The organism is Alteribacillus sp. HJP-4, from assembly GCF_042139015.1.
In the GTDB taxonomy this organism is placed as follows: Bacteria; Bacillota; Bacilli; order Bacillales; family Marinococcaceae; genus JBHIKY01.
The window spans coordinates 42,324-57,794 of the sequence record NZ_JBHIKY010000004.1 but is presented as its reverse complement, the minus strand read 5'-3'; the positions used below and the strand labels follow the sequence as shown (position 1 = coordinate 57,794).

The window sequence follows — 15,471 nt, the reverse complement described above, 5'->3', positions numbered from 1 at the left end:
GTGCAAAATTTTTTCTTTAAAAAAGGAGACTGAGATATTGGCTCCTTTTGCAGCCGGTAACAGAGCTCATGTAGCCGAATAGATGGGAATCCGCCTTGCCCAGTGGGCATTTGAGATTTTCTGCCGAAGCAAAGCTTTTACATAAAGAGGATTTATGGGTGTTCAAAAGAGTGGGAGATAAGCCAGCCCTACATTTGAAGCTGGATTTATACATTGAATATCTTCCATATTGCTATCTATTCAGCATAAAAAATTGATACTTTACATGAACTAGGAAGGAAGAAGACAATGGTCGAAAAAGATTTTATTGATGACAATGTGATGAAGCAGCAGAAGCAGATCGCCTCTTATACAAGTAGAACATTAAGAGATCATTTTGGAAGAGGGCCGGAATCAGTATATGTGACGCTTGCTCCGTCTCATATTCTCATCCATATACGGAACTTCTTATCTCCAATTGAAGAGGTGCTGCTTGAAGAAGAAGGAAACGAGGCTTTAGCGTCGTTACGAAAAAGTATTATGGGGCCGGTTCTTGCTAAACTTGAACTCTGTCTTCAGGAGAAACTAGATACAGAGGGATTCTCATTTTATGTTGATTGGAATTTTGACCAAAAGTCGGGCCTCATTGTTGGATTGAATTGGGAGTCTTTGTTTCTTAAAACAGCTGATCAGCCTATTTATTCTTTGCTTGAAAAAGACATACAAAAACTGTGGGAGTATCCTCCGGCCGATCCTGAAGATGTATTCATCAAACGAGTAAATTCAAGAATCACGCTTGCCGGCAGAGCGGGGTATCAGGGAAATGAAAAAAATAACATTGCAAGTCAGGACATTACGAAAAACTATTTTTCAAAAATAATGGGAGCAGCAGTTCAAGATATTTTTAACATTTGGAATGAAGAAGGGACAAAAAATATTATCGTTTTTATGACCTCTCCATATCATTAATAAATAAAGTCGAGCTTTCCTCTTTTAAAAATATCTCGCCAGCGTTAGAGTAATGACTGGGAAAATGGATAAACACTTTTTCCACAAACAGGTATTGAATTAATAATGAAAGTTCTTGAGAATATAACGTAATAACATCTTGGAGATAATGAGCTGGACATTAGCGTCAGAATATGAGCCAAATTTGGAGCTTGATCCTTTTTTGGCTTTTTTTAGTGGAACGAAATTTGATAATACTGTGTTTAATAACGGAGCTTGAGTGGAAGTTGATTCATGACCGTAATAGATTGTACTTTTTTAGAAATCTAGGAAAAAGGAATGAAGCTAATGGAAAAGACGTCTGTTCAAGCTGAAATAGCAAGCTATACAGGAAAGCTGTTCCGGGATACGTTCGGGAAGGGACCATCTTCGGTATATGTATCCATTGAAGATCCATTTATCACGATTTATTTACGAGACTTTTTAGCACCTATGGAACAAGTGCTGATAAAACAAAATAAATTTATGAAAATTGAAGAGACCCGCGATTTATTAATGCAGGAGCTCATTCCGGAAATAAAAGCCACCCTGCGGGTTACCGCAGGCATTAACGTAGATAATCTTTATTATGATTGGTCTTTAAAAAACAGAACCGGCCTGCTTTTGGGAGTAATCAAAGAAGATAGTGAAGAAGAAAGAAATCACTCCTATGCGGATTATTCTCATAAAGAGGAAATTCACAAGGAAATCAACAAAGTAAGCAATGACGCAGAAAAAAACCGGAGCAGACTGATTCTCTTTATTTGAATTCACGAACGCTTGTGGTAGACAGGCAGGGAATACTTGTAGAAATTGAAAAAGAATTAATCCGTTCAGGGTTCAGTGAGCCGCTGCGGCTCAGTAAAAGAAGGCTCGAAAAGCGTCTGCTGGATCCTAAGGTGTTTGAAACTATTTTAAGTACACTTGTAATAGATATTTTCGTGGATTGGGATTTTACCCTCGATAAGAGCTATATTATTTTCATCCTAAAACCGAACCATTCATAGGGCAGAAATGAGCTGGACAATAGAGCCAGACATAAGCCGGAAAGGACATGGTCCTTTTCGGTTTTTTGTTGAAAAAAATTCCCCAATCTATTCTTGAAGAAAGGGTGAGCCTCCCATTACTCTTTTCACAAACTTTACCTTTTATTTGAAAATTAACTGTTATTAAAAGATAGAGAGTTTTTTATTTTCTACTAAAAAGAATCAATTTCATTAAGTTTAGGTAGATAGTCGATAGGAATTTTTAGGAAAACAGCGAACTTACTTTAATATACAATTACTTATGAAAGTATTTATGAGGTGAGCTGATTGAAAAAATGGTTGTACCTGTTGGCGTTCCTTCTGTTATTAGGCATTGCTAATGTAATAATTAATGGTCAGATTCCTGCGGCAGCAGGACCTGTGAATGAAAAAGTTAATATGAACAAACTTGATGTGGAGGAATTTTTTTATGAAAAGGACGGGACCTTTGTCTTACGAGATGTAAATAATGGAAAAACCTTTGTCTACGATGAGAAGAGAGCGCAGCAGGAATTTACTCCGGAATCGACATTCAAACCTGTGAATGCGCTGATCGGACTGCAGGTAGAGGCGGTGCGGGATGAATATCATATAAAAGAATGGGATAAAGTAGTGCGGGATTTTCCCATTTGGAATGAGGACCATACATTAGGCTCTGCGATGAAGCATTCTGTCGTCTGGTACTACCAGGATATGGCCAGACATATAGGAGAGGAGCGAATGCAGGAATGGATAGATAAAATCGAATACGGGAATCAGGATATCAGCGGCGGGATTGACAGATTCTGGCTCGACAGCTCCATGCAGATCACCCCACTTCAGCAGGCAGATTTTATGGAAGCTCTCCATAAAGAGAAACTTCCGTTTGATAATGATGTAATGAAAACAGTGAAACGTATGATGCTCGAAGAGGAAGGCGAGGGCTATACAATCTATGGAAAAACGGCTACTAGATTATCCGATTCCGGCTTAGGATGGTACACTGGCTTTATTGAAAGCGGCAAGCGCACATACGTATTTGTAACAAATATAGACGGATCTGGGGAGGAAGCAAAAGAAATCACAAGAAACATTTTGGACAATTATTACCGCATCAGCGGTGAATAAGTGAAGGCACCCTATTCTTCAAGGAACAGGGTGTTTATTCGTGTTTTGGGAAAGGACTTTGGGCAAACTCATTATGTGCTCAACAGGAAATGGAAATAGTTATCATAGAGGGCATCTTTCCTTTCCAACAGGTTTAAATCAATTGTCCTTCCTGCTTTACTGTAAGCGGAAATAGGATGATGAATGTAGTTCCTTTACCAGGCTCACTGTTTACATGAATGAAGCCTTTATGATTTGATACAATTTTATAGCTCACCATTAAACCGAGTCCGTTACCCCCTTCCTTCATCGTGAAGAAGGGGTCTCCGAGTTTATGAAGATACTCCTCTGGGATCCCGTCCCCTTCGTCAGTTACAGCCACTTCTGCGTTGCCATTGATTTTACGCAGGTGCACATATATGTTACCTCCATCAGGCATGGCTTCAATGCTGTTTTTAATGAGGTTTAGAAAAACCTGCTTGATTTGGTTTTCTTCACATTCAATCATCAAGTTTTCATCGTCAAAACGTTTATGAATACTGACATTTTTTAAATTGGCTTCCGATTCCATAAAGGAGATTACATAGCTTAGCAGCGATGCCAGTTGATTCGTTTTCAGTTTAAGTGCATGAGGTTTGGCAAGAAGCATAAATTCATTCACAATTAAGTTGATACGGTCGATTTCATCGAGCATAACCTGCTTGTATTGCGGATTGCCTTCCAGCAGCTGAGTGAACCCTTTGATCGCTGTTAGGGGATTGCGGATTTCATGCGCTACTCCAGCAGCAAGCTCGCCAATGGCAGTTAATTTTTCTGTGCGCTGCAGTAATTCTTCCGTTTTCTTTTCGCGAGTAATATCCTGTTGAATGATCATATAGCGGGAAGGCTTATTGTCTTTTTTTAATATTGGGACAACTGTTGTGTAGACCCAATACGTTGACTGATCTTTCGCTTTATTCTGACATTCACCTTTCCATATTTTCCCTTGTTCTGTCGTGAGCAAAAGATGTTTGTATTGACACTCATCCTCCTTAGTATTTCGTTTAAGCAGAGCCGGGGTATGGCCAAGCAATTCTTTACAGGAATACTTGGAAATCTCACTGAAGCGGTCGTTTACATAAGTAAATCGTTGGTTTTCATCAAGCACACCAAAAATCGAGGATTCATCAAGTGCCCTTGTGACATCTGCGATCTTATTTTCATAGTCAGTGATATCTTTCCAGGTTAAAATATAACCCTTCCCGTCCTCGAGTCCGTAGAAAACATCTATAGTAATGGTAAATTGGAAATAATCCATAAAAATTGTATGAATATCACGGGGAAAGTCTGTGTGTTCGAGCAATTTTTGGTCTGAGCGAGAAATAAAGAAGTGAAGACTTCTCCCAATAAGCTCTTCTTTTGACTGGAGATGGAGAGAATCCCGGAGCTTGTGAAAAAGATGATCGGTATAATCATTCATCCATATGAAGGTAAACTCATCATCAGTAATGATAATATTTTCACCGATATTATTTAACACCGGAGAAATACTATATTGATCGAAACGACTCATGTTTATCACCTCTGCGCTGTTTGAAGTCGGTGGCGGGGGAAGAAAATAGAGGAAGTATTTCCTATGCTGGTTTTCTAGAACTTTACCCCATCACTTCATCCTGCAAACAAAAAAACCGCTGAAAGCGGTCCTCTTTAAAGAATTATTTGCGCTGTTGATAAAGTGAAAGCATGGTACTGGACCCAGATGTGATTACATCGCGAAGAATTTCAGCCATTATACCGCTGTAAACGAGACCGTTGTCTCCATAAGCAAATAAAAAATAACAATTCGGAAACTCAGGATATTGTCCGATAACCGGAAATCCATCATGAGTACCTCCGTAAAAGGCACTAAGATAATAATCCGGTTTTACCTGAGTGATGGGAAACAGCAGATTAAATTCGGTAATTAATTTTTCTTTTTTATGGATGAGTTTTGCATCACGTTTCTCTGCATTATTAGTCTTTTCATCCAGACCGCCGATGATAATGCGGTTATCAGGAGTAGTGCGCATGTAAATATATGGCCTTGCCGTCTCCCAAATAAGCGTGCGCTTGTACCAGTCAGATAAATCCTCCACGGGAGTTGTAACGACCGCGTATGTGCTTGATAACACACTGTTTTTCTCTTTTTTCCATTCCAGCCCTTCATAACCAGCTGCAAAAATCGTATACTTAGCACGAATCGAATGGTGGTTTTCTGTGAAAAAAGTGATTTCGTCAGTATCTCGCTTTCTCCCATTGACTGGTGTATTTTCATATATGCGGACACCATACTTTTTTGCATACTGAAGAAGACCGTGTGTATATTTAAATGGATTAATTTCTCCATCATCATATAAATAAAGTGCAGACTGCTTCCGGAAAGGATAGTGCTGGATTATATTTTCCTCCGACCATAATTCAGATTTAAATCCGTGTTTTTTTAAATAAAAATTTTCGTGAAGAAGTTTGTTTGAACCAAAGCCGCCACTTGCAAAATAAAGACTATCGCGTCTCTTGAAATCCGGATCGATCGGAAGTATTTTGGAGACTTCTTCGATTTTGTCAATCGCTTTTTCGCAGAGCTTAGTGTGTAATATCGCTTTTTCTTCTCCAAAGCTGTTTACAAGCTCAAACAGCATCTTATCCCCAAGGTATTGAAGAAGCGCAGTATTAGCACTCGTGCTGCCGGAACCGATAAGATCTTTCTCCAGGACAACGATGTCCAGACCCGTTTGTGCCAGTTCAAAAGCGCACTGTGCACCAGACGATCCACCTCCGATAATAAGCACATCACAAGAAATATCTTCTTCTAGTACCGGATAGGAAGGGGGAGCAGGAAGAGTAGCCGGCCAATACAATTTTCCATGCAGTAAATCCATGATAAGCCTCCTTCTGCAAAAAATTTCTTTTTACAGTATTTCCTTCTCCAACTGACTTTATGTGACGGAGATAAAGGAGTAATCCGGCAGATTGGTGCACACATTGTCGGTTCTCTTCATGGTGTAGTTGCTAGTATGAAAGTGTTATGGGAGGTATGTTACTTGGATTCGCTGAAAGAAATGAATGAAGCACTCGTCTATATTGAAGAAAATCTTGAGGATGATATTAATTTTAAGGAGGTCGCGAGGCGCGCGCGCTGTTCAGAATATCATTTTAAAAGAATGTTTTCTTTTTTAGCCGGGGTCCCGCTGTCTGAGTACATTCGGCGCCGACGGCTCACACTCGCAGCATTTGATTTGAAAGATTACAGCATGAAGGTAATTGATGCTGCATTGAAATATGGATATCAATCACCGGATGCGTTCACAAGGGCATTTCAGCAAATGCATGGACTTACTCCAACCCAGGCCAGAAGTGACAGCACAACACTTAAGGCATATCCTCCCATGACCTTCCAGCTTTCAATCCAAGGAGGAGAAGAAATGAATTATCGAATCGTAAGCAAAGATGCATTTAAAATCGTCGGAAGGAAAAAAAGAGTTACATTATTATACCATGGAGTGAACCCCGAAATTGAAAATATGTGGAGAAATTTAAGCAAAAAGGAGCAGGACCAGATTAAGCAGTTGTCTAACATTGAGCCTGCGGGAATGATTAACGCTTCCACTAATTTCTCAGAGGGGAGAGAGGATAATCATGGAGAGCTGGATCACTATATCGGGGCAGCAACCACTATGGCAGCACCGGAAGTATTTGACCAACTCGAAGTTCCTGCTATGACCTGGGCAGTATTTGAAGCAATAGGACCATTCCCCGCCGCACTTCAGGAGATATGGGGCAGAATATATTCTGAATGGTTTCCTTCATCAGGCTATGAGCATGTAGATGGCCCTGAAATTCTCTGGAATGCACACAGTGATTATGAAGCGCCAGATTTTGAGAGCGAGATATGGATTCCTGTTAGTAAGAAACAATGATTGAAAAAGCTATTGTGATTTATCTGTCACAATAGCTTTTTTGAGCATATAGCAGAATCAATGTCCGGCATTACCGGTCGCAGCTGCTGGAGACAGGCTGACGCTTACGCCTTTTAAATCAGGTGCGAAACTTTTTAAATTCGTTTTACATTTTTCATTTTGAATCCGCTTTTCGGTATAGATGGCATTTTTCGGAGACTGTAACTGTAATCCTGCTTAGGCACTTCATACTCCATTTTATTTCCCAGGTAACGGAGACTTGCTTTCAATATTTCGATAGTGGCCTGTTCCCCAGGGCAGCGGTGACCTTTGTAATAATCCCCTCCCCCCTGTGGGATCAAGTCAAACATCCCACCGTTCCAGTCTTTAAATCGACCGGGACGGAAGAAATTCGGTTCCTCCCAAATTCGTGGGTCGTGGTTGGTTCCATAAATATCAATGAGTACGAGATGTCCCTTTTCAAACGGATACTCCTGCCATTTGAAATCATGGCGGCATCGGGCCCCCAGAAAAGGAACGAATGGAAAAAATCTCCGCACCTCCTGTACAAACATCATTAACTCTTCGTCTCCCTGAGAAAGGCAGGTTTTAGTTTCCGGGTATTTTTCCAGTGCTGTCGCACCAAATGTAATAAATTTTGCGATCGCGACGGCCGGGCGCACTGTATTAATGAGTTGAGTTCAATAGCTGCCATTCTTGGATTGAGAAGCTTATTTTGATGATCTCGGTGGCTTGACATCTCATAGATCGCAGTGCCTTTTTCGACCTGAAGTTTCCCGGCTCTTACATCCAGTATGAGACGCTCTATCCATTTTTCTGTACGAGAGCGTGCCCGTCTGCTTTCGAGATGCTTTAACCCGAGTACGCCGAACCCGTCAATCATTAAAAGAAAATCCCTCGTACGCATTGGCACTTCCTTTTCTAATATCGGCACACCTGCCCATTCACAAGCGGTGCGGGTAAGTATTTTTGAAGCTTCTTCATATAAGACGATATCTTTCTTTCCTTTCGCGGTGAAATCTTCCCAATGCTTGGTTGTGATCTCAGAAAGCCTTTCAAGCGCTTCAGCAGTCATAAGTGACATGAACAATAACTTCCGGTGTTCATGTGCAGTATCATCCATCGTTTGTATTGCATTTTCACCAAATAACGTTTTCAGGACAAAATTAGGAAGAAGCGCGCCACTGCGCTGCATTCGGTTGGTGTTATAAAATAGCCTTGCTCCCGCTTCTCCGCTCAAAAGGGCTGTCCGCTCACCTAGTACCTTCGTTTCGTATACATCAAAATGGTGCTTCTGCACACGGTTTGGTATAAATTCGTAGCCTTCCCTCCATAATGCCAGAGAATGATCCAGTCCCTTATCCTTAGGTACGTTAACTCTCATGAACTCTCTCCTCCTCTTTTCGCTGCTTCTTATGATACCTTCAATTTCCATGGATTAAACACGCGAAATGTGAGAAATAAAAAGGAATTTTGACAAAGAGTGCCTAAGTTACTAATTACATTTAGAAAAAAGGGGAAAAGACAATGAATGCTTTTGAAAAAAAAGAAATCATCAACGAAACCCCGGAAGAAGTATTTTCCTTTATTAGTGATCCGACAAATGCTCCGGATTATATCAAAGATATCGTAAAAATAGAAATTCTCACATCCAACGATATTTCTACGGGAACCCGCTATCGAGAAACTAGAAAAATTGGTAAAAGGCAGGCATCTGCAGTCATTGAGGTAAGCCATTATAAGCCGCCGCGGGAGGTAGCTTTCACTTCAAAGCTTACCGGGATGAAAATAACCTATTATTATCACACTGAAGCCCATGAAGAAGGGAGCGAGCTCACATTGACATGTTCTATAGAAAGCAGGGGGGTAATGAGACTATTTAACGGGATCATGAAAAAAATGCTTCTTCGCCAGGACGGTGACCATCTTAATGAGGTAAAAAAAGTAATAGAAGCAAAAGAAATTTAATTAATAATAAGAGAGTTTCTTCCCGGTGAAAAATCCACTGAAAAAACGATCAGCTAATAAATTTTTGACGGAAGATCTTTCTGTATAAAAACGGCGAGCTGTATTATTGCTATTACTGCTCCCGAATATATGTAATACTGAACTAACCATACTAATTATTATATTGGAACTATAAGAAATTCAGCTCTTATTTTAGAATTAAAGTAAAAGTAATGCTGAGTTTTTCTTATTGGAGAATTGCGCTGTTTAATACAGGAGGGTGATAACATGAGCCAATCACTGGAGTCTGAAATTCAAGAGCTTTATGAAGAGCTGATTAATGGGTGGAATAAACGGAACGCCTTCGGAATGGCGGCGCTTTACTCAGAGGATGGTATGCAGATCGGCTTCGATGGAAGTAAACTTGCCGGTCGTAAAGAAATTCTTTCTCACTTGGAGCTGATCTTCGCCGAACATCCGACACCACCTTATGTGACGAAAGTAAAAAGCCTCCGCAGTCTCGGAGAGGATGCTGCTGTGCTCCATGCTATTGCAGGAATGGTTCCGCCTGGGGAGACGAGTATTAATCCCGAATTAAATACTCATCATACGTTAATTGCGGTTCGAAATGAAGGAGTATGGAAGATTGTTTTATTCCAGAATACTCCGGCTCAATTTCACGGCCGCCCAGAACTGGCAGCTCAGATGACAGAAGAATTAAAAATGGAAATTTTAACGTAAAAAAACTTGAGCATCTTTAGATGCGTGAATTCAGTACAATTTTAATGACTTATTTTGAGCAACTTTTTGAAATAGAATCTCGTTGTTTCATCACGAACCCTAAACCGAAACAGGAAGAACATTCGAGGTAACCCTTTTGATGAAGTAATTGCTTCATTTTTCGTTCGTTATATACTCCTTCCCACTCCCTGACTGGAGGAGAGGTGTAACCAGGTGTACAGCCACTTCCTACGTATGAAGATTTGTGGACGGTTTTACCGGCATGGTCGACAAGATACTTAATATAACATCACCCTTTATTTTTAGTGTGTAGTAAAACTGAAAACTGCTCTTACTTGTGGTATGGCAGGGAAGTAAGACGAAAAAAAGCTGGGAAAGGCAAAGTGCCTTTCCCAGCTTATAGATTAGCTCAATAGTCTAACTATTACCGCCGGTTGTTGGTTTATTAATTTTTTACAATTCTAAAGCATGCATTAAACACAAGCTTTTTTACTCATGTTCTTAATTGCGACCTTACCGAATTCTACTTACTTTGTCAATGATTTGTGATGAAATAGCGCACAAAATACTAAGCTGTTCTAAGTTTTCCTTTAGCTGTACATTTTAGAAGTTGAAAATTATTTGGAAAATGTAACGATATGTTTTATGGGTGAATCGATACAGGAGTTCCGATGGGAACCGTTCTTGCCAGCTCCTCAACATCATTGTTATACATCCTGATACAGCCCCTCGAGACCGCCTGGCCGATCGAACCGGGATCGTTGGTTCCATGAATGCCGTAATGCTGTTTAGATAAACTCATCCACATGGTTCCGAATGGCCCTCCGGGATTTGGTGCTTTATTTATGATAATGTAGTTGCCGACCGGCGTGGAGGAAAGAATTCTGCCTACAGCAATTGGGTATTGTTTTTGGAGGACGCCGACTTTGAACAAACTTAGTGTCCGATTGTTTATAGAAACATCAATGTGATAAGGAATCGAAGCTGCTGGAGGAAATCCTGGAATCACAATAGATTGTCCTGGGTAAATTGCATTCGGGTTGATGGATGGGTTAGCGCTGATAATTGCCTGAAGCGGAGTGCGGTAATCTCTCGAAATTTGTGACAGTGTTTCTCCTGATTTTACCGTATGAATCATTAACTTCACCTCCACAGGCATCCGTCTTATTAACAGATTATGCTGACATCTGCCCAGCAGTGAGTTGTTGTTTAGCATTCTTATTGTGAAAAAAATAGTCAGTGATCTGGATTGTTATCTATCTGCATGTAAATTAGGAATAACGGTAACTGTTCTTGGACTCGGATGGCTTGGAAAGCCGACCGTCGCAAATAACGATAGTGGCTTTTGAGAGAGAGGGTCAACTCTCTCTTCCTGGAGCTTAAATCTTCTTGAACTAAATAAGTAAGACAAGATTGTACAGAGGCGGCTCTGTTTTTTTGTTTGAAGGTAAAATTTGATAAGAGTACTATAAGGATGAATAAAAGGAGGGGACATATGAAAAAGAAAGCAATTATCTTTGATATGGACGGTACGTTGTTTGACAGCAGGGACTTGTTGAGCCATGCAATAGAGAATACATTAATGTACGCAGTAGATAAAGGTATGTATCTGGATAAAGGCTGGACAAAGGAGGAACAGGTGGATATTATCGGCCTGCGTTTTCATGAAGGCTTCCAACGCCTTATGCCGGACGCTTCGGATGAAACTCTTCATAAGCTCGAACCGGTGATGGACGGATACATTTTATCAGAACTTAACAAGGGACAAGGACAGCTTTTACCAGGAGTAAAGGACAGTCTTACAAAACTCGCGGACATGGGTTATCCAATGTTTGTGGCAAGCAACGGCAACGCTGAGTATGTGCCGGCGGCATTAGAGCGGGAAAACCTTGCTTTGTTATTCGAAGGAATTTATTCAGCTCAGGAATATGAAACGAAAAGTAAAATTGACGTAGTGAAAATGATTGCCCAGCAAGCAGGCTCCGAAGCAGTGATGGTCGGAGACCGCTTCTCCGATATTGAAGCTGGAAAGGAAAATAAACTGTTTACTATTGGCTGCAGTTTCGGATATGCTAAAAGCGGGGAACTTGATGAGGCTGACATTCTCGTCGATCATTTTTCTGAGATTGTACACTTAATAAGTGAAACATGATCCACTCTTGAAATAAATGAAGTAGTTGAATAAAGCGGGAGTATATTAACTTTAAAATTAAAGGTATGTCAAAGCAGGATTTCACCCACAGATATGACAAGTGTCATATACTGCTCATTACATGTGTGACTTCTTTTGATGCATCACTTGCTCTATTGTTAGGGGTAAGGCATTACTAAGCATGATGATCAAGGGGGCTTACATGAGTAAAAAAAAGCAAGCAGAATTAAGAAAAAGCGTAGCAGCTTTCACGAACGCAGATAATAAGAAGAGTATAAAACAAATAGTGAATTCTATTTTGCCATTTTTCCTGCTTTGGTTTTTTGCCTATCAAAGCCTATCTGTATCCATATGGCTGACCCTTGGATTAGCAGTTGTCACAGCAGGTTTTTTGGTTCGAATATTTATTATCTTTCATGATTGTACGCATATGTCCTTTTTTAAAAACAATAAAGCAAATAAATGTCTTGGAATAATTACCGGGATTCTCACCCATTTTCCATTTGAGAAATGGAAAAGAGAACACGCTATCCACCACGCTACCAGCGGTAACCTTGATAAAAGAGGCACCGGAGATATATGGGTGATGACAGTAGATGAATATAATACATCATCTATATGGAAAAAATTAACTTACAGACTTTACCGTCATCCTTTAATAATGTTTGGGATAGGGCCGTTCTTTCTCTTTTTAATAGAGAACCGAATAAATCGAAAAGAAGCAAAGCGGAAGGAACGATGGAACACATACCTGATTAATGCTTCCATCGCCGCCATCTATACACTTCTAATTATCTCTATTGGCTGGGAAGCTTTTCTAATTGTTCAGCTTCCAATTGTATTCGTTTCTGGAGCAATAGGAATTTGGTTATTTTATGTACAGCATCAATTTGAGGATTCCTACTTTGAAAATGAAGATGAATGGGACTATGTTAAAGCTGCTATCGACGGAAGCTCCTACTATAAACTACCGAGGTGGATACAGTGGATAACGGGAAGTATTGGATTTCACCATGTCCATCATCTAAGCCCCAGAATTCCTAATTATCACCTTGAAAAAGCACACGAATCAACTCCGCCTTTACACAAAGCGACTACAATAACATTCGCATCCAGCCTGGATTCGATTCGTTTTCGACTGTATGATGAAAAAAACCAATCATTTGTCGGGTTTAATAAGAAAAATGGTTATACTTTTAAAGGAACATCCAAGGTAACGAGTTTTCAGGAGAAATAAAAGAAACCGAACGGGGCTGTATCAAAAGTCTTTTCAAAAAATTTTAGTCCCCACTTTGGTGGTTAAAATCAGACCAAAACAAGTTATGGGGCTGTAGCAAAAGCCCCTTTTTATAGAAAAAGTAGTATCCTAAATAGAAGATAGCAGGGGACAAGTCCGAGACTCCTGTGGGAAGAGCAGCGGCTGAAGATCCGCCGGGCGCGGGTTTCGCCCGGTTAGCTGAAGCGCTGCCCACGGAAAGCGAAGGACTTGTCCACTGCTTTTTTTTACCATGCAAAAGGGGCGAGTATCAGTTATGATACAGCCCCATTATTTTTGGAAGGACGTCAGCTGTTTAAAACCTTTTGATCCAGACCCTGTTTGTTATCTATGAGTTTTCATAATAAGCTCCGTCAAAACTCCGTCAGTAGCGGATTCATATTAATATTATACTATAAACATCTGAATAATCGGATTAATAACCAAAAAAACAGGTTGTTGCGAAGCCTATCTCAACAACCTGTCCCTCCCTACTGGGAAGGTTTTCTTATTGTAAAGGGCTTTTGATCCAGCCCCTTTCATCATAGCACGGAGGAATACATTTATTGGTATACTTAATGAAAAGTATAAGTCGATAAGGAGGATTACATTGCAGAAATGGTATCATATTATTCCTAAAACGACAGGACTCAGCTCTTATGTATGGGTAGTCTTTTGCATATTGCCCTTTTACTTTATATTTAGCTCTACCTCCGCTGCAGAATTTATTTTTGGAGTGCTGATGATTCTATTGTTTTTTGCGTCCTATTTACTTTCTTTTACCTCCAGAGGCTGGCCGGTTTATATATGGGCGAGTATACAGATGGCCATTAGTATTGCCATGTCGTTTCTATTTGGATTTATTTACTTTGCACTTTTTTTAGCATTTTTCATTGGCAGGATTCAAAATAAAATAATGTTTTTAACTTTATATATTGTACATCTCCTTAGTACGGTAACTTCCATTAGTTTCATGCTTATCAGGCAGAGTGAAATGATCAATTATCAGCTTCCTTTTATCTTCGTCACCTTCATTGGAGTAATATTGCTGCCTTTCACAATAAACTATAGATTAAAGCGCGAAAAACTCGAAGGTCAATTGGAAGAGGCTCATAAAAAAATTTCCAATTTGATGATTTTAGAGGAACGTCAGCGAATTGGACGTGATCTGCATGATACGTTGGGACAAAAGCTGTCATTAATCGGGTTAAAAAGTGACCTAGCAAGAAAACTGATGACTAAGAACCCCGCGAAAGCCAAAATAGAATTAGAGGATATCAATAAAACAGCAAGAACAGCACTTAAAGAGGTAAGAGAAATGGTTTCAGATATGAGAGGCACAAAACTGGCTGACGAAATCATCTATGTACAGCAAATACTGGATGCTGCAGAAATTGAGTATCATATTCAAGGCACCCCTGAATTTAACCGTATTCCTTTATTAGTCGAAAATGTTATAAGTATGTGTTTGAAAGAAGCCGTAACGAATGTTGTCAAACATAGTCAGGCTACCTCGTGCACCATTCTTTTTGAACAAGCATCGAGTGAAATTATCGTAAAAATCCAAGATAATGGCACGGGAATACCTCACTTTGAAGAACCCGTTGAGGGTCATGGTCTTCAAGGAATGAGAGAACGGCTGGAGTTTGTAAACGGGAGCTTAGACATAGAATCCACTTCTGGAACCACCCTTATTTTCCGAGTGCCGAATGTTATCCATCATATAAAAGAGGAGGGGTCCATGTGATACGAATTGTTATAGCCGAGGACCAACGAATGCTTCTAGGAGCTCTTGGTTCATTACTCGAACTGGAGGAAGACCTGGAAGTGGTCGGCATGGCAAGGGATGGAAAAGAAGCTTTGGATTTAGTAATGAAGCATAAGCCTGACGTCTGTATTATGGATATTGAAATGCCGGTAAAAACCGGACTTGAAGCAGCAGAAGAATTGAAGAATTATCCTTGCAAGGTTATTATATTAACAACATTTGCCCGTTCCGGATATTTTGAGAGGGCACGAAAAGCAGAAATAAGCGGCTATTTATTAAAAGACAGCCCGAGTGAGGATCTTGCGAATTCTATACGCATTATTATGGAAGGCAGGCGAGTTTATGCTCCGGAGCTTGTTGACCTTGCCTATGGTAATGAAAGTAAAAATCCTCTGACAGAGCGGGAAGAGCAGGTATTAAAACTAATATCAGATGGTAAAACAACCAAAGAAATTGCGGGCACTCTTCGATTAACTTCAGGAACCATCCGAAATTATGTCTCAGTCATACTCGATAAACTGGAAGTAAATAACCGCATAGAAGCAATTTCAAAGTATAAAGAGAAGGGCTGGTCAAAATAGCACATTTTGGACCAG

Annotated in this window: 16 protein-coding genes; 11 read left to right on the top strand and 5 right to left on the bottom strand. The window is 40.1% G+C overall.

The window, feature by feature from the left end:
* The first annotated feature begins 288 nt into the window (after positions 1-288).
* From ACE4RR_RS04760 to blaOXA, 4 genes are all read left to right on the top strand, one after another.
* A complete protein-coding gene (locus ACE4RR_RS04760) occupies positions 289-948 on the top strand; it encodes a Na-translocating system protein MpsC family protein (RefSeq protein ID WP_375534262.1) in 660 nt (219 codons plus the stop codon).
* 327 nt (positions 949-1,275) lie between these two features.
* Entirely contained in the window at positions 1,276-1,734 is a 459-nt protein-coding gene (locus tag ACE4RR_RS04755; RefSeq protein WP_375534261.1) for a Na-translocating system protein MpsC family protein, read from the top strand.
* Positions 1,731-1,973: a hypothetical protein gene (locus tag ACE4RR_RS04750; protein ID WP_375534260.1), complete on the top strand. Its 243-nt coding sequence runs from the start codon at positions 1,731-1,733 to the stop codon at positions 1,971-1,973. The genes ACE4RR_RS04755 and ACE4RR_RS04750 overlap by 4 nt, the downstream gene beginning before the upstream one ends.
* 306 nt (positions 1,974-2,279) lie before the next feature.
* Positions 2,280-3,098 (top strand): class D beta-lactamase, encoded by an 819-nt coding sequence (gene blaOXA / locus ACE4RR_RS04745; RefSeq protein ID WP_375534259.1) that lies wholly within the window; start codon positions 2,280-2,282, stop codon positions 3,096-3,098.
* 133 nt (positions 3,099-3,231) lie between these two features.
* Here the strand turns inward: blaOXA and ACE4RR_RS04740 are convergent, their stop codons facing one another.
* The gene (locus tag ACE4RR_RS04740; protein ID WP_375534258.1) at positions 3,232-4,629 is read right to left on the bottom strand and encodes an ATP-binding protein; all 1,398 of its coding nucleotides are present in this window, start codon (positions 4,627-4,629) and stop codon (positions 3,232-3,234) included.
* Between the two features lie 142 nt (positions 4,630-4,771).
* Complete coding sequence (locus ACE4RR_RS04735; RefSeq protein ID WP_375534257.1) at positions 4,772-5,974, bottom strand: NAD(P)/FAD-dependent oxidoreductase; 1,203 nt, start codon at positions 5,972-5,974, stop codon at positions 4,772-4,774.
* Positions 5,975-6,136: 162 nt separating this feature from the next.
* Between ACE4RR_RS04735 and ACE4RR_RS04730 the strand changes: the two genes are divergently transcribed.
* A complete protein-coding gene (locus ACE4RR_RS04730; RefSeq protein ID WP_375534256.1) occupies positions 6,137-7,012 on the top strand; it encodes an AraC family transcriptional regulator in 876 nt (291 codons plus the stop codon).
* Positions 7,013-7,146: 134 nt separating this feature from the next.
* On the opposite strand, the gene ACE4RR_RS04725 is transcribed toward ACE4RR_RS04730, so the two are convergent.
* Positions 7,147-7,569, bottom strand: a complete 423-nt coding sequence (locus tag ACE4RR_RS04725; RefSeq protein WP_375534255.1) for a cytochrome P450 — start codon at positions 7,567-7,569, stop codon at positions 7,147-7,149.
* Entirely contained in the window at positions 7,569-8,396 is an 828-nt protein-coding gene (locus ACE4RR_RS04720; protein WP_375534254.1) for a cytochrome P450 family protein, read from the bottom strand. Before ACE4RR_RS04720 ends, ACE4RR_RS04725 begins: the two co-directional genes overlap by 1 nt.
* Positions 8,397-8,539: 143 nt before the next feature.
* Here ACE4RR_RS04720 and ACE4RR_RS04715 point away from each other — a divergent pair, with 143 nt between their 5' ends.
* Both ACE4RR_RS04715 and ACE4RR_RS04710 read left to right on the top strand, forming a co-directional pair.
* Entirely contained in the window at positions 8,540-8,980 is a 441-nt protein-coding gene (locus ACE4RR_RS04715; protein WP_375534253.1) for an SRPBCC family protein, read from the top strand.
* Between the two features lie 267 nt (positions 8,981-9,247).
* Positions 9,248-9,700, top strand: coding sequence for an SgcJ/EcaC family oxidoreductase (locus ACE4RR_RS04710; protein ID WP_375534252.1), 453 nt, complete (start codon positions 9,248-9,250; stop codon positions 9,698-9,700).
* A 643-nt stretch (positions 9,701-10,343) separates the two neighbouring features.
* Here ACE4RR_RS04710 and ACE4RR_RS04705 read toward each other — a convergent pair.
* Positions 10,344-10,838, bottom strand: a complete 495-nt coding sequence (locus ACE4RR_RS04705; RefSeq protein ID WP_375534251.1) for a L,D-transpeptidase family protein — start codon at positions 10,836-10,838, stop codon at positions 10,344-10,346.
* 357 nt (positions 10,839-11,195) lie between these two features.
* On the opposite strand from ACE4RR_RS04705, the gene ACE4RR_RS04700 reads away from it, so the two are divergent.
* The 4 genes from ACE4RR_RS04700 to ACE4RR_RS04685 all read left to right on the top strand — a co-directional run bounded on the left by ACE4RR_RS04700 (position 11,196) and on the right by ACE4RR_RS04685 (position 15,456).
* On the top strand, positions 11,196-11,852 hold the full coding sequence (locus tag ACE4RR_RS04700; protein WP_375534250.1) for an HAD family hydrolase: 657 nt from the start codon (positions 11,196-11,198) through the stop codon (positions 11,850-11,852).
* Between the two features lie 202 nt (positions 11,853-12,054).
* Positions 12,055-13,089 carry a Delta(5) desaturase DesA gene (gene desA, locus ACE4RR_RS04695; protein ID WP_375534249.1) on the top strand — a complete coding sequence of 345 codons (1,035 nt, stop codon included), beginning with the start codon at positions 12,055-12,057 and terminating at the stop codon, positions 13,087-13,089.
* A 628-nt stretch (positions 13,090-13,717) separates the two neighbouring features.
* Positions 13,718-14,854 (top strand): sensor histidine kinase, encoded by a 1,137-nt coding sequence (locus ACE4RR_RS04690; protein ID WP_375534248.1) that lies wholly within the window; start codon positions 13,718-13,720, stop codon positions 14,852-14,854.
* Positions 14,851-15,456 (top strand): response regulator transcription factor, encoded by a 606-nt coding sequence (locus ACE4RR_RS04685; protein WP_375534247.1) that lies wholly within the window; start codon positions 14,851-14,853, stop codon positions 15,454-15,456. Before ACE4RR_RS04690 ends, ACE4RR_RS04685 begins: the two co-directional genes overlap by 4 nt.
* The last annotated feature ends 15 nt before the right edge of the window (positions 15,457-15,471 follow it).